The 17,832-nt window shown below is 68.3% G+C and carries 20 protein-coding genes; 11 read left to right on the top strand and 9 right to left on the bottom strand.

Features of this window, described 5'->3' with window-relative positions:
* Positions 1-30 precede the first annotated feature (30 nt).
* The 3 genes from IO36_RS01050 to IO36_RS01040 all read right to left on the bottom strand — a co-directional run bounded on the left by IO36_RS01050 (position 31) and on the right by IO36_RS01040 (position 2,600).
* Positions 31-1,632, bottom strand: coding sequence for a GNAT family N-acetyltransferase (locus tag IO36_RS01050; RefSeq protein ID WP_037614866.1), 1,602 nt, complete (start codon positions 1,630-1,632; stop codon positions 31-33).
* Between the two features lie 74 nt (positions 1,633-1,706).
* Positions 1,707-1,988 carry a hypothetical protein gene (locus tag IO36_RS01045; protein ID WP_158997166.1) on the bottom strand — a complete coding sequence of 94 codons (282 nt, stop codon included), beginning with the start codon at positions 1,986-1,988 and terminating at the stop codon, positions 1,707-1,709.
* 240 nt (positions 1,989-2,228) lie between these two features.
* Positions 2,229-2,600, bottom strand: a complete 372-nt coding sequence (locus tag IO36_RS01040) for an ArsR/SmtB family transcription factor (protein ID WP_037614864.1) — start codon at positions 2,598-2,600, stop codon at positions 2,229-2,231.
* A gap of 95 nt (positions 2,601-2,695) precedes the next feature.
* Between IO36_RS01040 and IO36_RS01035 the strand changes: the two genes are divergently transcribed.
* Positions 2,696-3,760 (top strand): permease, encoded by a 1,065-nt coding sequence (locus tag IO36_RS01035; RefSeq protein ID WP_209441129.1) that lies wholly within the window; start codon positions 2,696-2,698, stop codon positions 3,758-3,760.
* A 107-nt stretch (positions 3,761-3,867) separates the two neighbouring features.
* Here the strand turns inward: IO36_RS01035 and IO36_RS01030 are convergent, their stop codons facing one another.
* Positions 3,868-4,188, bottom strand: a complete 321-nt coding sequence (locus IO36_RS01030; RefSeq protein ID WP_245173078.1) for an ArsR/SmtB family transcription factor — start codon at positions 4,186-4,188, stop codon at positions 3,868-3,870.
* A gap of 190 nt (positions 4,189-4,378) precedes the next feature.
* On the opposite strand from IO36_RS01030, the gene IO36_RS46620 reads away from it, so the two are divergent.
* Both IO36_RS46620 and IO36_RS01025 read left to right on the top strand, forming a co-directional pair.
* Positions 4,379-4,552: a hypothetical protein gene (locus tag IO36_RS46620; RefSeq protein WP_158997164.1), complete on the top strand. Its 174-nt coding sequence runs from the start codon at positions 4,379-4,381 to the stop codon at positions 4,550-4,552.
* Positions 4,553-4,595: 43 nt separating this feature from the next.
* The gene (locus IO36_RS01025; RefSeq protein ID WP_245173077.1) at positions 4,596-5,843 is read left to right on the top strand and encodes a pyridoxal phosphate-dependent aminotransferase; all 1,248 of its coding nucleotides are present in this window, start codon (positions 4,596-4,598) and stop codon (positions 5,841-5,843) included.
* Between the two features lie 136 nt (positions 5,844-5,979).
* On the opposite strand, the gene IO36_RS01020 is transcribed toward IO36_RS01025, so the two are convergent.
* Positions 5,980-7,065 carry a TniQ family protein gene (locus IO36_RS01020; protein WP_037614862.1) on the bottom strand — a complete coding sequence of 362 codons (1,086 nt, stop codon included), beginning with the start codon at positions 7,063-7,065 and terminating at the stop codon, positions 5,980-5,982.
* 168 nt (positions 7,066-7,233) lie between these two features.
* Between IO36_RS01020 and IO36_RS01015 the strand changes: the two genes are divergently transcribed.
* Positions 7,234-7,689, top strand: a complete 456-nt coding sequence (locus IO36_RS01015; RefSeq protein WP_037614859.1) for an NUDIX hydrolase — start codon at positions 7,234-7,236, stop codon at positions 7,687-7,689.
* A gap of 47 nt (positions 7,690-7,736) precedes the next feature.
* A complete protein-coding gene (locus IO36_RS01010) occupies positions 7,737-8,198 on the top strand; it encodes a hypothetical protein (protein ID WP_037614857.1) in 462 nt (153 codons plus the stop codon).
* A gap of 48 nt (positions 8,199-8,246) precedes the next feature.
* Here IO36_RS01010 and IO36_RS01005 read toward each other — a convergent pair whose 3' ends face one another.
* The gene (locus tag IO36_RS01005; protein ID WP_037614855.1) at positions 8,247-8,819 is read right to left on the bottom strand and encodes an ImmA/IrrE family metallo-endopeptidase; all 573 of its coding nucleotides are present in this window, start codon (positions 8,817-8,819) and stop codon (positions 8,247-8,249) included.
* Between the two features lie 5 nt (positions 8,820-8,824).
* Positions 8,825-9,184 carry a helix-turn-helix domain-containing protein gene (locus IO36_RS01000; RefSeq protein WP_037614853.1) on the bottom strand — a complete coding sequence of 120 codons (360 nt, stop codon included), beginning with the start codon at positions 9,182-9,184 and terminating at the stop codon, positions 8,825-8,827.
* A 107-nt stretch (positions 9,185-9,291) separates the two neighbouring features.
* Here IO36_RS01000 and IO36_RS00995 point away from each other — a divergent pair, with 107 nt between their 5' ends.
* The 4 genes from IO36_RS00995 to IO36_RS00980 all read left to right on the top strand — a co-directional run bounded on the left by IO36_RS00995 (position 9,292) and on the right by IO36_RS00980 (position 13,228).
* Entirely contained in the window at positions 9,292-9,570 is a 279-nt protein-coding gene (locus IO36_RS00995; RefSeq protein ID WP_037614850.1) for a multiubiquitin domain-containing protein, read from the top strand.
* 11 nt (positions 9,571-9,581) lie between these two features.
* Positions 9,582-9,962 (top strand): hypothetical protein, encoded by a 381-nt coding sequence (locus IO36_RS00990; protein WP_037614847.1) that lies wholly within the window; start codon positions 9,582-9,584, stop codon positions 9,960-9,962.
* Complete coding sequence (locus IO36_RS00985; protein WP_037614845.1) at positions 9,944-11,395, top strand: ThiF family adenylyltransferase; 1,452 nt, start codon at positions 9,944-9,946, stop codon at positions 11,393-11,395. Before IO36_RS00990 ends, IO36_RS00985 begins: the two co-directional genes overlap by 19 nt.
* A gap of 246 nt (positions 11,396-11,641) precedes the next feature.
* Complete coding sequence (locus tag IO36_RS00980; protein ID WP_158997162.1) at positions 11,642-13,228, top strand: hypothetical protein; 1,587 nt, start codon at positions 11,642-11,644, stop codon at positions 13,226-13,228.
* A 553-nt stretch (positions 13,229-13,781) separates the two neighbouring features.
* Here IO36_RS00980 and IO36_RS00975 read toward each other — a convergent pair.
* Both IO36_RS00975 and IO36_RS00970 read right to left on the bottom strand, forming a co-directional pair.
* The gene (locus IO36_RS00975) at positions 13,782-14,366 is read right to left on the bottom strand and encodes a TerD family protein (RefSeq protein WP_037614840.1); all 585 of its coding nucleotides are present in this window, start codon (positions 14,364-14,366) and stop codon (positions 13,782-13,784) included.
* 310 nt (positions 14,367-14,676) lie between these two features.
* The gene (locus IO36_RS00970; RefSeq protein ID WP_037614839.1) at positions 14,677-15,330 is read right to left on the bottom strand and encodes an FMN-dependent NADH-azoreductase; all 654 of its coding nucleotides are present in this window, start codon (positions 15,328-15,330) and stop codon (positions 14,677-14,679) included.
* Positions 15,331-15,603: 273 nt separating this feature from the next.
* On the opposite strand from IO36_RS00970, the gene IO36_RS00965 reads away from it, so the two are divergent.
* Both IO36_RS00965 and IO36_RS00960 read left to right on the top strand, forming a co-directional pair.
* Entirely contained in the window at positions 15,604-15,972 is a 369-nt protein-coding gene (locus tag IO36_RS00965; RefSeq protein ID WP_037614836.1) for a winged helix-turn-helix transcriptional regulator, read from the top strand.
* 394 nt (positions 15,973-16,366) lie between these two features.
* Positions 16,367-17,710 carry a DUF2252 domain-containing protein gene (locus IO36_RS00960; protein WP_037615355.1) on the top strand — a complete coding sequence of 448 codons (1,344 nt, stop codon included), beginning with the start codon at positions 16,367-16,369 and terminating at the stop codon, positions 17,708-17,710.
* The last annotated feature ends 122 nt before the right edge of the window (positions 17,711-17,832 follow it).

Genomic DNA, 17,832 nt, shown 5'->3' with positions numbered 1-17,832 from the left:
CTTGGGGGGTGTCGAGTTGTGGATCAGGGGTCAGCCGCAGCAGCCGCCCTCCGGCTGGAGGGGCTGGATCGGCTCGTAGGCGTTTCCGCCGAGCAGCTTGGCCTTCAGGCGGCCGATGGCCGTGGCCGGCGCCTCTTCCGTCGTCGCGCCCAGCGCCTCGCGGCGGGCCTGCCCGAAGGCAGCATGCAGCTTGGCGACCTCGGCACGCAGGGCGGTGTCGGTGACCAGGATCGCCGAGCGGATCTGGCGAGGCTTGAAGCCGCGCAGCCGCTTGGCCTCGTCCGCACCCGGGCCGGCCTCGATGGACGTGATGCCTTCGGCGTACGCATCGCGCAGCGGGCGGTCCAGGACGATCTCGAAGTAGATGCCGCTGCGCTCGCCGAGCGCCTCGTAGTCGAATCCTGCCCACTTCACGAACAGGCGCTTGCCCTGGCGGACGGTCACCGAGACGGCGACGAGCTGCTCGTCCTTGTGGACCAGGTACGCGCGGACGTCGGCGCCGCCCTCGACGAGCGCGCCGAGCAGGGCCCCGATGTGCGCCTCGTCCTCGCCGCCGCCGTACTTCTGGCGGTTCTGGGTGATGAGTTCGGAGATCCGGCCGACCAGCGGGCGCAGCTCCTCGCGGTCCTTGCGCTCGATGCGGGTGCCGGAGCCATCGGCCCGGTCGCGGTCCTCCTTCACGCGGCGGCGCTTGCGGGCCGGAAGGGAGGCCAGGTAGGCGTCGTAGCTGTCGTGCTGGAGATCCAGAAGGTTGTTCTCGCCGTGGAAGGCGATGTCACCGCCGTACGCCTGAAGGGCGAGCGCGAGGACTTCGCTGTGCGGGCTGTCGTGCAGCCAGGGGGCGACGATCGACCGTACGCCCGCCTCCGCGGCAGCTGGGACGATGCGGTCGATCAGGTCGGCGACCAGCAGCGGATCCTCGACCGAGGCGGAGGCCTCGGAGCGGTAGCCGAGCGGGGAGCCGAGCAGCAGCGCCGGGAAGAAGGCGTCCGCGCCGAGCGTCTCGACGGTGTCGTTGGTGGTGTCGCAGCAGGCGGTGGCTGAGCAGCAGGCCACGGCGCCGCTTTGGGGCTGCCAGCCCAGGTAGGTGCGCGGGTCGGCGTCCACGATCGGGTCGGCGTCGAAGAGGAAGCCGGGCAGGAAGGCGAGCTCGCCCTCGCCTCGGTCGGCCACGGTGTACCAGGGCTTGGCGCCTTCGAGGCTGGCCTCGGTGGCCCGGAGCCAGTGCGGAAGGATGTACGGCGCGGGATCGGTGACCTGCGGGATGCTGCCGCCGAGGGCCGCGACCGCGTCGTCGAGCGACAGGCCGGTCCTTACGTCGGCCGGGTCTTCCTGCTCGGTGCTGCCGCAGCAGGAGACGGGCTCGGGCTTGGCGGGACCGCAGCATCCGGTGGCGGCCTCGACCGGCTCCGGCTCGGGGTCCGCGGCCGGTCCGCAGCAGCCGGAGGGCTCCTCGGCCTTCGCGGGTGCGGCTTCCTCCGCCGCGCCGCAGCAGGAGGATTCCTCCTGCTTGGCGGCCTCGGGCGTCTCAGTGGCCTCGGGGGCCGAGCAGCAACCGTCGGTCGGCTTTTCCAGCACCACGAGCGCCGGGGCCGGCTCCTCAGTGGTGGCGCTGCAGCAGGTGGTGCTCATCTCTTCTTCTCCTCGGGTGGTGGCTCTGGGGTGGCAGGCCGGGGCAACGGGTCGTGGCTACGAGGGCAGGAGGTTCAGTCCCAGCCCGCGCCGTTGGTGGAGGGGTTGATCGGAGCGGTGTCCCAGCCAGCACCGGTCAGGGTCACGGGGGTGGTGTCCCAGCCGGCGCCGGTGGCCAGGGTCTTGGGGGCGGTGTCCCAGCCGGCGCCGGTGGCCAGGTTCGCGGGGGCGGTGTCCCAGCCGGCGCCGACCCGGGAGTCGAGCTGCGAGGAGCCCAGTGCAGAGGCGGAGCCGAGTCCGATCACGGACACCAGGACGGCGGCGGCAAGGCTCATCGAGGTACGCGAAACAGACATGGCTCTCCCCTTGAAATGACAGTGGCTTTTTGGCGACCGGCGGCCTGATGGCCGGTTCCGGTGGTCCTGGGGGCTTGTCGCCCTCCCGGTGTCCATGAGTCTGTCCGAGGTCACCCAGGGTGCGGAAGAGATCACTGCTGGCATGAAGCGCGCCCGGCACCCTCATGCCTGAACATGCCAAAGGGCCGGTCACCTGCGCGCGGCGCGAGGGTAACCAGCCCTTGGCTGAAACGAGTTGGGTCAGGCGGGGAGAAGGTCCGGCGAAGGATCCAGAGCCTGGCACAGCACGGTCATGCTCCCCGGCGCGATCCGGTAGTACGTCTGACGCCCGCGCCGCTCACGCTCCAGGAAGCCGGCCTCGAAGAGCACCTTGAGGTGATGCGTGACTGTCGGCTGGGTCAGCCCCAGCGGCTCGGTGAGGTCGCAGGTGCAGGCCTCGCCTCCCGGCTGGGTGCGGATCAGCCCGAGCAGCCGCAGCCGGGTGGCGTCCGCGACGACCTTCAGCGCGGCGGCGAGGTCATCGGCGGCCTCCGGGGTGAGCGGGCCGGCGAGCACGGGGGAGCAGCAGAGCTCCGAGATGGGCGTAGGCATACCCGATCCAACGACGGTCATCTATGAATTGTTCCCCAAACACATTGACAGTCATCTATGAGTCGGGCAGAGTTCAACCCATCGACAGCCGTCTATGAGTTGAGTTGGAGCTCCCCGTGTTCGATACCGTCCTTGACGTCCTGGGCCGCACGGCCTCGGACGTCGGCCACTCCCTCTCCGCGAACTGGCCCTTCCTGCTGATCAGCGTGGTCGTGGCCTCGGCCATCCCGGTGTACGTCGGAGCGGACCGGCTCTCCTCCTGGCTGCGACGCAAGACGCTCTGGGCGGTCCTCGGGGCGGTCGTCCTGGCCACATTGACGCCGTTCTGCTCCTGCGGAACCACCGCGGTCGTCCTCGGCGCCCTCGCCACGAGCGTCCCCTGGACCCCGGTCATCACCTTCATGGTCGCTTCGCCGCTGACCAGCCCGGAGGAACTCGTCTACTCCACGGGCCTGTTCGGCTCCAACTTCGCCATGACCTTCTTCGTGGCGGCGATCGTCATCGGCCTCTTCGCCGGTCTCGTGACCTGGTTCATCGAAAAGACCGGCTGGCTTGAGGGCCAGGCTCGCCTGACCTCCACCGAGGCCGAGAAGAAGGCCGAAGAGAGCTGCTGCACCGGCGGTGACACCGAGGCCGACGACGTCTCGGGCGGCGGTGGCATCAGCGCCCCGACCGGCTCCGGCGGTGGCGGCCTGGCCCGCACGGCCCTGCTGAACCGGCCCATCGCCCCGGCGCCGGCCCCCGCCCCGGTCGAGACCAGCCTGGTCAAGCAGTGGAAGCTCGACGAGTTCGGCAACGAGCTCCTGGTCACCAGCAAGCGCCTCGCGCTCTACTTCCTCGGCTTCGCGACCCTGGGCTTCCTGATCATCAACTCGATCCCTACCCACTACCTGACCGAGTACCTCGGCGGCGGCCACTGGTACTCCGTGCCGCTCTCCGCGCTCATCGGCATCCCGGTCTACCTGAACTCCGACGGCTCGCTGCCGCTCGTCGCCACCCTGATGAAGGGCGGCATGGGCCCCGGTCCGGCGCTCGCCTTCCTGATGACCGGCGCAGGCACCAGCGTCGGCGCCATCAGCGGCATGCTCCTCATCGCCCGCTGGCGCGTCGTGGCCCTGGTCGTCGGCATCCTCTTCACCGGTGCGGTCATCCTCGGCTACACCGCCCCGATATGGCTCTGATCCACCTGGCCTGAGCGCCAACGCAACAGACGGCAACGGCCCGCCCCCTGCTCCGGGGCGGGCCGCAGCCATGTTCGGGGCGGGAGCGCGCACCGGCTCTCCTGCGGTCAGGCAGGGGTGGCGCAGGAGCCCTGCCCGAGCATCGCCTTCATCGCGGAGAGCTGACCGATCAGGGCGTCCAGCCGGTCGGAGCGCACCCGGTAGTACACCTCGGTCGCCCTGCGTTCGGAGGACAGCACTCCGGCCTCCCGAAGCTTCCGCAAGTGATGGCTGATGGTCGGCCCCGAGACGGAGAACTCCGCGGCGATCTCTCCCATGCAGACCTCGCCGGCCGGGCAGCAGGCCACGATGCTGGCGATTCTGAGCCGCACCGGGTCCGCCAGCGCCTTGAACGCGGCCGCCAGATCGGCCGCTTCGGCAGCGGTCATGGGTTCAGGGCAGCAGGGTGCGGATATCCCGGCAGGTGCAGGCTCGATCATGCGCCCAATCTGGCCGATCGGAGCCACCTTCGTCCAGATCCGCCCGAGAGTCGGGACGCGACACCAAATCCATTGACGATCGTCTATGTGTTCTGTCATCCTGTGAGTCATAGACGCTCATCTATGAATTGAGGATGTCATGCCGTCCGTTCGTCGCTTCATCCGCGAGTTCCGTCAAGCCCGCAACGACGCGTTCGTCGCCCACGTCCGCTTCTGCGACGGATGCGCTGAAGTCAGCGATCCGGTAAGCCGCTCCGACAAGTTCCGCCGCGTCCAGACCTCCGCAATCGCCCTTCACGGCGCACGCATCTGACCACCGTCACGCCCGCGCACTGAACCCCACCTTGAGGAACGCCGTGAGCACTGCAACGCCCACCCCCGAAGCGATCAGCCACGTCCGCCTGGCCCGGCGGGCAGCGCAGGTCCCGCCGTCCGCGACCGCCGCCCTGGATGCCCAGGCGAAGGCGCTGATCGCCCAGGGGGTGGACGTCATCAACCTCACCAGCGGCGAGCCGGCCTTCCCGACCGTCGAACCGGCGGCCCAGGCCGCCCGCGACGCAATCGCCGCAGACTTCACCCGGTACACCCCCGCCGCTGGCATCCCCGAACTGCGTGCGGCCGCCGCCGACTTCCTCAACCGGCACGGGACGGCGTACGGCCAGGACGACGTGGTCATCACGGCCGGCGCCAAGCAGGCCCTCCACTACGCGTTCACCGCACTTGTCGAACCTGGCGACGAGATCTTGATCCCGGCCCCCTACTGGGTCAGTTACCCCCACCTGGCCGCCCTGGCCAGCGGCGCCCTCGTCCCCATCCAGCCCGCCCCCGGCGCAGGCCTGAAGGTGACCCCGGACCAGCTGCGTGCAGCGGTCACCGACCGTACCCGGGTCCTGCTCCTGAACAACCCGGCCAACCCCTCCGGCGTCGTCTACGACCGGACCGAGCTCGCCGCCCTCGTCCAGGTCGCCATCGATCACGACCTGGCGATCATCAGCGACGAGATCTGCGACCACTGGGTCTTCGGCACCGCCGAACACGTCTCCGTCGCCGCCCTCAGCCCCGAGATCGCGCAGCGCACGCTCACCATCGGCGGCGTCTCCAAGACCTTCGCCATGACGGGTTGGCGCATCGGCTGGGTCGCCGCCCCCGCCCCGGTGGCCCAAGCGATCACGGCAATCCAGAGCCACACCGCCTCCGCCCCGTCCTCCATCTCCCAGAAGGCAGCCCACGGCGCCCTGACCGCAGACCTCACCATCGAGTTGGAACGCCGGCGACTGGAGCTGGACGAGCGCCGCCAGACCACCACCAAGGCCCTCGCCGACACCCCCGGCATCGAGGTCGACGGCAATCCGGAGGGCGCCTTCTTCCTCCTTGCCGACGTCTCCGGCACCTACGGCCGCACGCTGGCGGGCCGCCCCATCACCTCCGCCGCGGACTTCGCGGACCTGCTCCTCACGGAGGCCAACGTCGCGGTCGTCCCGGGCGCCGACTTCGCGGCCCCGCACCACGTCCGCATCTCTTACACGGTCCCCCCGGACCGCCTCACGGAGGCGCTGGCGCGGCTCGCGGCCTTTGTGGGCGGACTCGAGAAGAGGACTGCGTAGGCGCCTCATGGCCACGGAGTGTCTTCGACCTCGCCTGCAGTGCCGCGGATCTTCGGCAGGTTCTGGTGTGGTCTCCGTGACGAGCCCGAGAACCCAGTAGGGCTCTTTCCCGCCCCAGCACGGAGAGCCTCGTTTCTCAGAGCCAGCCGCCAAGAACGATCAAACCGCGGTGCACCAGCGGCTCAACGAAGGGATTGGGCCGAAGCGAAGGCCCGTACGCCAACTCTGCCACGTCCATGCGCCACGGCGTGCGCCGATGGTCGATGAGTCGGAGGTCGGTGACCCAGTCAGCGACCTCCGCGGGGGAATACTCACGACGCAGAAGCCAGTCCGCGGCGCAAACGGCGGCCGCCACCCGAAGTGAGTCGGTCCACGGTCTTCTCCCGTCCCTCTTTTGTTGGGCGGTGCCCCTGGGAGAGCGCACCGCGTACCGCAGGAGAGGATCACCGCGCCGCAGCATCGACGGGGACATGAGCGGGATCAGGACCGAGGCAAGGGCCACGAGCATTCTGTCCTCGTGCGAGGGTGTCCCGTCGAGCCAGGCGTGGACGCGAGTCTGCAGGGTCAGAACGGACTCGTCGCTCACCGGCGTCGGCTGGCCCAGGGCCAACGGGAAACCGCACGGCTCTCCAAGGCTGTAATTGCCCTTCCCCTCATCGGTCCAGTTCTCACAGGCTCGCTCGGGTCGGGCGTCATGTCGGAAACGGACGGTGTCCCAGCAGGCCTGGCACTCGGTCACCATGTACACCGCATGGTCCACGCACGCGAACGACCAGGGAAGTTTCCAGCGCAGAAGCCAGCGCGGACCGCTCTTGCCGCGCAAGCACTTCGGGCACCAGCGTGCCTGTGAGTGGTGGAACCAGGCCCCCTTGTGCCATTGCTCGACCGCCACGCCGTCGGACGAGAACGGCGGCAGATGCGGCAGCGCGTTGCCGGCATAGCGCGCGAGCGTCATCGCGTGCAGGCGCTCGGCTCCTATCCCCGTCAGCTTCTCCATCCGTTGAACTACCGGACCGGATATCCGCATCTCGGCCCCGGAGAGACCCCCGAGCCGGTCGAGGTGAAGCTCCCGGAGGAGCGGCTTCATCTCGATTTCCTGTTGCTGGGCGAGTGCACCGATCCAACTGGTCAGCGACTCCCCGGAGATCGGCTCAACCGCGGGCAGGGTCAGCGTGCGGGGCGGCTGACGATGTTTCTGCACCGTCTTCTTCTCAGTACTCACGACGCGCATCCTGGGGCAGGCGCATTCCGGCGAACCGTGGCTTACGAAGAGACCACCGATGTGGGTGACCCGGAGACGTCCTTCCTTGCGGGATCCCGGCCTCTCGTAGATCACCCTGTTGGAACTTCCCAGGGTGCTATTCGAATAACACAACGAGAGAGTGAGGACATGGACGATCCCCCCACGGACTGCCGCAACGTCGTACGTCCTGTCCTCATCGATTCCTCGGAACGCCGACTCCTCCTGATCCCGTCCGCGCCCGACACCGAAGACGACTGCTGGACCGTGCCGACGTTCCCCATGCGTCCCGGTGAGACCGTTCGCCGCGCGGCCATGAGGCACCTGCGTCGCGTCGCCCATCTCCCCGCGCTTCGCATCCAGCCGCTCATCGGTCGCCTCTCCCGCAGCGACGTCCCGCACGGCGATCAGTACGTCGTCGTGGTGCGGCCAGCAGGAGAAGGCAGGCCGTCGGCCATCCGCTTCGCGTTCGCTCCGGAAGCCGAGTGGTGGACGACGGCCGAATTGCGGCGGTCCGGAGAGCAGGTCGAGCCCGCTGAACTTCTCGACTTCATGGACGGCTACTGGGAGGGGTGGCTGCCGGACGGAGAGATCTCGCTGGAGTGACCAGTCGTGCCGGCTCGCACATCGAACCCGCCAAAGGAGGACGAGCAGTGACCTTGTACGCCATCGAGATCGCTCTGACTCGGTCCGTGGAATCGGTCGAACTCAGAGCCGCGCGGCAGGAAAGTGCCCTGCCTCTGGCTGCTTCCAACGACGGCAAGCGGATCGTGGTCCTGGTATCGGCGAAGAACGAACGGCGGGCCATGCGGAAGATCTGGAAGCGGCTGGAGGACGCACTTCCCATCGACGTGCTCTGCAGCCTGTTTCCGGGACCCGACGGCAAGTACCTCATGAGCATTCCCATGAGCGAGGAGATCCACGACCGGATCCGAAGTCGTGCAGCGGCTGAACAGAAGACTCCCGAGGAGTACCTGCAGCAGGCGATCGCGCAGGCGCTGGCTCGTGACCGGTCAACTCGCCAGGCCCAGTTGGAGTGTCGCCTCATCGAACTGCTGAACACCTACAGCGCCGAGGAAGTCATTGGCGCGGCGGCGCGGCAGATCGCACCATGAGTTCCCTCGCGCGTACGGCCGGTCGTGCTCAGGTGGATCGCTCGGCTTTCAGCGCGACCGGTAGCCCGCCTGTCGGGCACGTTCGACGCGCCCGACAGCTCCGGTGATGTTCAGGCGGTACTGGACCATCTGCTCGCTGACGCCGAAGTGCGCCGCTGCTTCGGGCTTGGTGAATCGACCTCGCGCAATAGCCAGAGCCGCGTCTTCTGGCACCAACAGCGCTCCGGAGAGGAACTGTGCTTCGTCCTCGATGTCCTGGTCCCAGAGACGGCACCCGCGGTCGTCCATGGCCGGAGTGGGGCGGTGGTGCAAGAGGCCGTGCGCCGCTTCGTGGGTGATGTTGCTGCTGATTCTGCCGTCCGAATGGGCGTCATTGTGCAAGATGGTGCGTTTCAATCCGGCGAAGACGGTGACGGCTGAAAAGGCGCTGGGATCGTGGTTGAGCAGGTGATCGGCGCCTGCTGACGACGCCCCCATGCCGGAGAGCGCGACAACGGGTATGGCCAAGTGGTCTGCGAGCACGAAGGGGTCGAGCCGGTCGAGGGCCCCGAGGCGGAGCTCTGACCGGACATCGAGGGCGAGGGAGTTGGCCTCTGTCTTGAAGCCCCATCGAAACGCCATGTTGCCTAGTCCTTTTGACGCAACCGTTCGTAAGTGATCTTGATGATCTCCTCCAGGGCGGCGGCAGACTCCGGAGATAGATTGCGGTCGCTGCGCAGGTACGTGGAGATCATCGCCAGCGGTTCCGCTTGAGGCCGGTCATCGGCCTCGGAACGGACAAAGTCGTCCGCGTCCAGACCGGACCACGCGCATAGTGCTGCAAGCCCGTCCACGTCCGGTCGCTTGCCTTGAGCCATCCGGGTCAGTGTGGATGCGCTTACTCCCGAGCCTGATGCCACCTGCTTCCAGTTGAGACCTCTAGCGAGCCGTGCCGCATCCAGGGCCGCGTAGAAACCTTCTGCATCGAACCATCCCTTTTTACCCACGGGAATCTCCTGTCGATTGCAATCTCGCAATCGAGCGTCTATGTTGGTACCGTTCGACTCTAGCAATCGAGCGCCGACAGCGCAATTACGATCATGGGGTGTTGAGTATGAGCAGCACAGTAGAGCAGGCGGATCTGCACGCTCCGGGCAAGGGACACACGGTCACCATCACGGTGAACAACAAGGCCGTGGAGGTCATCGGCCCCAAGGCCACCGGCCTGCAGATCAAGGAGGCCGCCATCGCCCAGGGCGTGGAGATCCAGCTGGACTTCCAGCTCTCCCAGGAGCTGCCGTCCGGCGAGACTCGCATCATCGGCGACACCGACGTGGTCACCGTCAACAAGAAGTCCGTCTTCACGGCCGTTGCCGGCGACGACAACTCCTGACGGCGGCACACGTGAACCCTGCGGTGAGCAAGGCCGTCGATGAGGTACGTGCCGCCTTCCCGGACTCGGAAGTCCGTGTCCGGGAAGAGGCGGACGGCGGCGCGGTGGTCCTGGTCGAGGACGTCGACCCCGGCGCCCAGTACCAGCAGCGATCCACCTGGATCGGTTTCCGGATCACGTTCCAGTACCCCTACTCGGACGTGTACCCCCACTTCGTGCGCGGAGACCTAGCTCGCGGCGACGGTGGCCCCCTCGGAGAGGCCATGACCGTGACCGCCTTCGAGGACCGTCCTGCAGTGCAGATCTCCAGGCGTTCCAACAATCTGAACCCGGCTATCGACACCGCCGTCATCAAACTCCACAAGGTGCTGACATGGCTGCGCAGCCGATGACCGGGCCCTGGACGCTGCGCATGCCTGCTGCGATGGCAGCCACACTGCGCGAGCACCTGTTCCCCGGCGACGGTGACGAACACGGCGCAGTGATCGGAGCGAGTGTCGTTACTACCCCTCGCGGCACACGCCTGCTCGCACGCAGGCTGTACCTGGCTAAAGACGGCACCGACTACGTCGCCGGACAACGCGGCTACCGGATGCTGACTGCAACGTTCGTAGGCGACCGCGTCCGAGACTGCCGATCTCAAGGCCTGGCCTACCTGGCTGTCCACTGCCACGGCGGAAGCACGCGCGTGAGCTTCTCTCGCACAGACCTCGCCTCTCACGAACGTGGATACCCCGCCCTGCGCGACATCCTCGGCACGACGCCCGCCGGCGGGCTGGTCTTCGCCGCCGATGCCGTCGCGGGTGACCTGTGGCTGCCCGACGGCGCACGTGCAGAACTCGACCGGGCGGTGATCACCGGATGGCCGATCACCACTCTGTATTCCGAACCCCCAACTCCTCCGACGTCAGATCTGACCTACGACCGACAGAGCCGCGTCTTCGGTGACCGCGGTCAGGCCATCCTCGCGGGGCAGAAAGTGGCCGTCATCGGCGCCGGCGGGGCGGGTTCCCTCATCGTTGAATACCTCTCCCGCCTCGGGGTCGGCGAACTCGTGATCGTCGATCCTGACCGGGTCGAACGGACCAACCTGCCCCGCCTCGTCGGTGCCCGAGCCCGCGACGCGCACGTATGGATGACAGAACCCTCAAAGCCGCAATGGCTCCAGACCCTGGGCCGCAGGTGGGCCACTCCGAAGGTGAAAGTGGCCCGTCGCTTGGCACGTCAGGCCAACCAGCGCATCCGCGTCCATGCGTTGCAGGCAGACGTCACCCAGACTGCGATTGCCGCGAGCCTCGTCGACTGCGACTACATCTTTCTTGCCGCCGACTCGATGCAGGCGCGACTCGTCGTCAACGCGCTCATCCACCAATATCTGATCTCTGGCGTCCAGGTCGGCGCAAAGGTCCAGGTGGGGCCCGGAGGCGCTGTTACCGACGTCTTCAGCGTCGTGAGGCCGGTCGCCCCCGGGTTCGGATGCCTCTGGTGCAACGAATTGATCAGCCCGGCCAGACTTCAGGAAGAGGCACTGACGGCTGAGCAGCTACGCCAGCAGCGCTATGTCGAGGACGACGCCGTACACGCTCCAAGCGTTATCAGCCTCAACGCTGTCGCGGCAGCCCACGCCGTGGACGACTACCTGCACACGGTCACAGGTCTTCTCCCGACTGCGTACGAGCCGCGCTGGCGCCGGTTCCATCCCCTGGCGCCGACCGCACTCCAACGCGTCAGGTGCGACATCCCCCGGGCCAGCGCGGGCTGTACGGAATGCTCTGGCACAGGTCGCCTGGGCCAGGGGAACGGCACTCCCCTCCCAACCAGGTAGTCAAGGCGGCGTCCATCCCAAGAGTCCTGCCGTAGGCACGGCCTACATCCCTAGGGTCCCACTCGCTTACGGCACTTCGGCTTACGACACTTCTTCGTACGCGACCTTCCAACGAAGGCCCACCATCGGCGGGCCTTGCGTCGAGAGTTCGCGGTGCAAGTTGCAGCTTCCTGTGCACCTTTGACGTGCTACGGCTGTACTTGGATTCCCGTGTTTGATGTCAGTGCCGTCCGCTAGCGTCCGCGCATGGCTCTTGAACCGCTTTGGGAAGCGCTGGTCGACGCTCCCTCTTTGTCTCCTTCACAGCAGCGTGTCCTGGCCGAGCTTGTGGCTCAGCGGGGTGGCACTGAGACGGCAACTCGCTTCTTCACTCGGGCGGATGTGACAGCAGAGACCCGCGCTCACCTGATCCAGGAGGCCTACGACCGGCAAGTGATCAAGGCTGTGCTGGCCACGCCCGTGGTGACCACGGAGATGCTGCTGCTCGCTGCCGACAAGCTGGGCGCTGAGACTGTCCTGATCGAGGTTGCTCGGACGCGATGGGACCTCCAGGAGGCCCAGTTGCTGCTCATCGAGAGGCTGGATCACGCCTCGGCTCGTCGCGTTGCTGAGTCGTGGGGTTACGTCGGTCGCGAGCTGTGTACGGCGCTGATCGACGTCGCCGTTCGGGACAGGCCCAAGGCTCTTGAGAAGGGCGTTGCCTCCGATACCGGGCGCAAGGCCGAGCGTGATGCCTGGATGGCCAAGGTGGAGGCGTGGCACAACGACATCTGGGCGCTGCTGTCGGCCGAATCCGCCAAGGGGATGTGGCCGGAGCTCATCGCCCGCGGTGTGGACCACGACAGCACCGGCCTCATCGTCAACTTGCTGCTCAGTGAGGCCGAAGAACTCACCGATGGGACGCTGTCGGCCTGCCTGAAGTCGGCGTTCGCCGATGGTGCTCCTAGGGCCGACTCCGACCCTGACTTCCGGGGCTGGGAAGCATGGCTGGAGCTCGAGCGGATCGCGGACATCATCAACCGTCATCCTCGCGCTCTTCTTCTGCACGGAACGACTCTCCGCCCCCGGGTGGCGGCATTGACTGCATTGGCCGTGGCTGATTCGAGAGAGAAGGGCATATCGAAGTGGGACTGGTCGCACTTCGAGCCGTTCGCTGCCGTGTGCACGAGTCCCGAGGTGCTCGCCGATGTCGCCAGTCTCCTGTCGACTGCCGTTCGGCCCTCTTGGCAGCGCGGCTCGGGGCCCGATCCTGAATGGGGCACCGGCCGGACAAAGGCCGCCGATGCCTTGGCCGTGAACCCCTTGCTTCCCTCGGTCGCCCTAGCTCTCATTGCTCCCTTCCTCAGCCCCTCAGTTGCCGCTCGCTTCGTCCAGCACCCGGATGAACAGGTGCGGAAGGCGGTGGAAGAGGTCGTTGCTCAGGCCATCGGGAAGATGCGCAGCGAGCGTCACGGTGCACGGACCTCCCGAAAGGAGCCTGAGCGTCTGGCGGTGCCTCTGGACGAGGTCCTGGCCGAGAGTGGGGACCCACGAGCCGAACTGGCTGCCTTCCTGCCTCTCAAAGGACCGGCGGCGTACAAGCGTCAGGTCGCCGAGGCGATTGCCGCATCCCGGTTCGCGGACGCTGACCTCCTCCGGCAACTGCCGGCCCACATCGCTCTGGGAAGCACGGCGCAGGCTTCAGGGGTCGCCCAACTGCTTCAGAGAGAGCTTGGCGACGACACCGACGCCTGGGAGGCGTTTGTGGAGAAGGTGAGACGCCTTACACCCAATGCCACGAAGAACCTGTCGACGCTGATTGACGAAGCGCTCGGCAGCGGGCCCGGTGCCTGATCATTCAGGTGACGTGCAGGGCGGGAAATGATCAACGATTGTCCGGGAAACGATCTTGGGTGCTCCTCGGTAGCTGCTGACCAGCGCATTCCGTCGGTTCCCCACAGACGAACGGGTCTCCCCCAGGGGAGGCCCGTTCTGCGTTGTGGCGGCCGAACGCGGCCGGACGGCGATACGACGGCGATACGACAGGGCCCGGCGGTGAGGTATCTCACGGTCGGGCCCTGCCTGTTGGGGCCGCGTGGCTCTTTCGTCGGGCGGTCGCCGTGGCGGTCGCCGTGGCGGTGCGGTGGCGGTGCCGTGGCGACCGGGCCCGTGGATTCTTTGCCTATCCGTTGTAGCCCTCGGCGCCGGCGCGGAGCCGAAAGTGGATCTTCTGCCGCTTCGGGCGATGTCAGTCGCGTGACGTGCAGCGGCCGATGGGCGTCGGCGTGGGCGTCGGGCGGCCCGGGTGCCACCGCCGCGCTCCGCCGTATCCGGCAGCGCTGCGAAGTACCCGGCAGCGCTGCGAAGTACCCGGCAGCGCACCGCCGTACCCGGCCGCGCCCGTGGACTACTTGCTGACCGCGAAGCGCATCAGGGCGTGCTCGTCCCCCTGCTTGATCTTCCCCGTCGTGTTGATCACCTGGAGCTTCCAGCCGGTGTCCGCCCGCACCGCCTTGGCCACGGCGCAGCCGTTGTCCTGGGTGAGCAGGCTCGGCCATATGTCGGCGACCTGCTGGGAGCTGCCGCCGGTCGCGTCGTACACCTTGAAGCTGATGTTGCGCGCCTTCTCGAAGGCGCTGCCCTTCTTGTAGGCGGCGGCGACGAACACGATCGAGGTGATGTGGGACGGGATCCGGGCGAACTCGACGGTCACCGTCTCGTCGTCACCGTCCCCGTGGCCGGTCTGGTTGTCTCCGCTGTGCATCAACGAGCCGTTGCCCATGGGGTCGAGGGAGTCGAGGCCGGCGAGGCGCACCGGGTCGCGGCCCTGCATGGCGATGGCGATCAGATCCAGATCGGTGCCCGTCTTGCGGCGCAGTTTGCCCAGCACGCCGCCGCTGCTGCCGGCCGTGGGGTCCCAGGAGACGCCGATGGCCAGATGGGTCACTCCATCCAGGTCCGCGGGGCCGTCTTCCTTGGTGAGCGTGATCATGTCCGGTCCATCCTTTCCAACAGGGCTACAACACGCAGAGTGTGCCTGGGCCTTCGTTGGTTCCACAGACGCGGGGGCTGCTTTGACCGGCTTCGACGGCGACGCGTCGACGCCGAAGCCCCGCAGGGGTGTCCGGCCCTGCGGGGCTTCGTGCGGCCGTGCCGTGTCCGGCGGGCGGAGCGGGCGGCCCGGAGAGGTCACGATCAGGCGGGCGGGAGGCCTGGTGAGGCCGTGATCAGGCGGGCGGAGCAGGCGGTCCGGTGAGGCCGTGATCAGGCAGGCGGAGCGGACGGTCCGGGTGAGGCCGTGATCAGGCGGCGAGGCGCGCCGCGATCTTCTTGGCCTGGGAGGCGGCGTCGCCGAGGGCCTTGTCCCGGGACGCCTCGAAGACGGGGACGAGGTCGGCCATCGCCGGGTTGTGCGGGGCCATGGTGAGCTCCGGGACGATGAACTCCACGTCGAGGCCCAGCATGTCCCGCAGGACGGCCTCCAGGTAGTTCTGCACGTACTCGAAGCCCTCGCGCGGAGTCCCGGGGGCGTACGAGCCGCCGCGGCTCGCGACGACGGTCACCGGAGTGCCCTTGGTCTTCGCGTCCTCCGCCATGGCGGTGCGTCCGATGAGGACGACGTTGTCCAGCCACGCCTTGAGCGTGGAGGGGATGGAGAAGTTGTACATGGGGGCGCCGATCAGGATCGCGTCCGCGTTCTCCACCTCCTCGATCAGCTTCAGCCGCGCGGCGAAGGCCTCGGCCTGGCCGGGGGTGTGCGAGTCGGGGGCGGCGAAGCCGGCGGTGTGGGCGTCGGACGTGATGTGCGGCACGGGGTTCGCGTCGAGGTCCCGGTAGACGACGGTGCCGTCGGGGTGCTGTTCCTCCCAGGCCGCGCGGAAGGCCTGCGTCACGGCACGCGAGGTGGAGGCGCCGTCCGGGGAGACGGAGGAGTCGATGTGGAGGAGGGTGGCCATGATGATCTCCAGGCAAAAGGGGTATATGGGGTCGGCCGCCGGGTTCGGGACCGGGCTCGGAGCCGGAGCCGGAGCTGGGCTCGGAGTCGGACTCGGAGCCGGGTGCGTGGTCCGGGTGGTGCCGGGCCCGGGGTGGGGCCGCGAACCGGATCGGGGCAGAGCTGTGGCAGGGAGCCGAACCGCCCCGACGGGCTTCTCTTTCGTGCCTAACTAGAGATAACACAGGTACTTACTTTTTTTCATCCCCTTGTGAGGACGCAGTACCCTGGGCTCATGGCAGATCCGGGAAGCCACGGCGCGGGGCCGTGCCAGAAGGTCGACGACGTCATGACCCGTGTCTTCGCGCTGCTCGGCAAACGATGGACAGGCCTCGTCGTCGCGGTGCTCATGCAGCAGCCCGCGCATTTCGCCGAGCTGCGCAGGGCGATCCCGGGCATCAGCGAGCGGATGCTGTCGGACCGGCTCACCGAACTCGGCGCGGCCGGGCTCGTGGTGCGCAAGGTCACCGAGGGTCCCCCGCTGCGGGTCTGCTACGCGCTGACGGACGCGGGGGCGGCGCTGGAGCCCGCCCTCAAGGAACTGGGCGCCTGGGCGGAGAAGTGCCTGCCCGAGGGCGGAGCCTGCCCGGAACGGGTGCGGTAGCCGGGCCCGGCAGGGGCTGGGTCGTTCTTCCGGCGCTGCCGGAGGGGCCGTGCCCGCGGAGTTGTCCACAGGGTCTGACGCGTTTTCCCGGCCGGCTGTACGGTCTGCACGAGTTGATGTTCGTGTGCGTGCGGGGGAGGCGGTCGTGATGACCGAGGTCGGTACAGCGGGGGCGGAACGGCAGACGGTGCCGGCGGGCCGGCCGGGCCTGGTGGACCAAGGCGGTCCGGTGCCGCAGGAGCACGTCGGCGGGCCGTCCACGAACGTCTCTGTCACAGAGTCCGGGAGCACGGCCCCGACGGGGTCCGGGGCACGCTCTTCGTCCGAGGGGCGGTCGGCGGCAGGGACGTTCGGAGCCCGCGGCTTCGCGGTTCCCGGGTTTTCCGCCTGGCCGGTGAAGGGCTCGCCCAAGGAGGAGGGGAAGGCCCTGCGCACCCGGGTCCCGCGGTCCGCGCACGCCGAGCTCCTGATCGACGACGACCGGCCGGACGCGGTGACCGCGGTCGAGGAGTCCAACCGGGGCCGGATCCCCGAGCTCACTCCTATACGGGTCGGCAGGATGGCGGCCACCCCCTTCGCGTTCCTGCGCGGCAGCGCCGGCCTCATGGCCTACGACCTCGCCCGCACCCCGATGACCGGCGTCAGCGCCCAGATCTGCGGCGACGCCCACGCGGCGAACTTCGGTCTGTACGGGGACGCGCGTGGCGGCCTGGTCATCGACCTGAACGACTTCGACGAGACGGTGTACGGCCCCTGGGAATGGGACCTCAAGCGCCTCGCCACCTCGCTCGTGCTCGCGGGCCGGGAGGCGGGAGCCGACGAGGACACCTGCCGGGACGCGGCCCGGGACTGCGTCGGCGCGTACCGCCGCACCATGCGCCTGCTGGCCAAGCTGCCGGTCCTGGACGCCTGGAACGCCATCGCCGACGAGGAACTCGTCTCGCACACGGACGCCCACGACCTGCTCGGCACCCTGGAGCGGGTCTCCGAGAAGGCACGGGCCAACACCAGCGGACGGTTCGCCGCCAAGTCGACCGAGGCCGTGGAGGGCGGGGGCCGTCGCTTCGTCGACGCGGCACCCGTGCTGCGCCGCGTCCCCGACGCGGAGGCCGCCGCGGTCGCGGCGTCCCTGGAGCACTATCTGACGACGCTCTCCGAGGACCGTCTCCCCCTGCTCGCCCGTCACGCGGTGCACGATGTCGCCTTCCGCGTCGTCGGCACCGGCAGCGTCGGCACCCGCTCGTACGTCGTGCTGCTCCTGGACCACCGTGGCGAGGCACTGGTCCTCCAGGTCAAGGAGGCCCGTCCCTCGGCACTGCTGCCGCATCTGGCGACCATCGGTCACCCGGTGCCGGAGGTGGCGCACGAGGGGCGCCGGGTGGTCCTCGGTCAGAAGCGCATGCAGGTCGTCAGCGACATCCTTCTCGGCTGGACCTCGGTCGACGGCCTTCCCTACCAGGTGCGCCAGTTCCGCAACCGCAAGGGCAGTGTCGACCCGGCGGCGCTGCCCGCCGACCACATCGACGACTACGGCCGTATGACCGGTGCCCTGCTGGCCCGGGCCCACAGCCACAGCGTCGACCCGCGCCTGATAGCCGGGTACTGCGGCAAGAACGAGGAGCTGGACGAGGCCGTCGCCTCCTTCGCCGTCTCCTACGCCGACCGCACGGAGGCCGACCACGCGACCCTGATCGCGGCGGTCCGCAGCGGACGCATCGCTTCCGAAGCGGGGGTGTGACCGGGGGCCGCCGTGCCGCCGCGGGCTGTTCCGGGGTGGGGGATGATCGGGGTGGTTGGGGTCAATGGGGTCGTTGTGGCCGGTCAGGTGGCTGTAGGGGCCGGGAAGGCAGTGAGCCCCGG

It is taken from the genome of Streptomyces aureus, assembly GCF_000725495.1.
Classification (GTDB): domain Bacteria; phylum Actinomycetota; class Actinomycetes; order Streptomycetales; family Streptomycetaceae; genus Streptomyces; species Streptomyces aureus_B.
The sequence above is the reverse complement of the archived record's forward strand: the minus strand, read 5'-3'. Positions and strand labels throughout refer to the sequence as shown.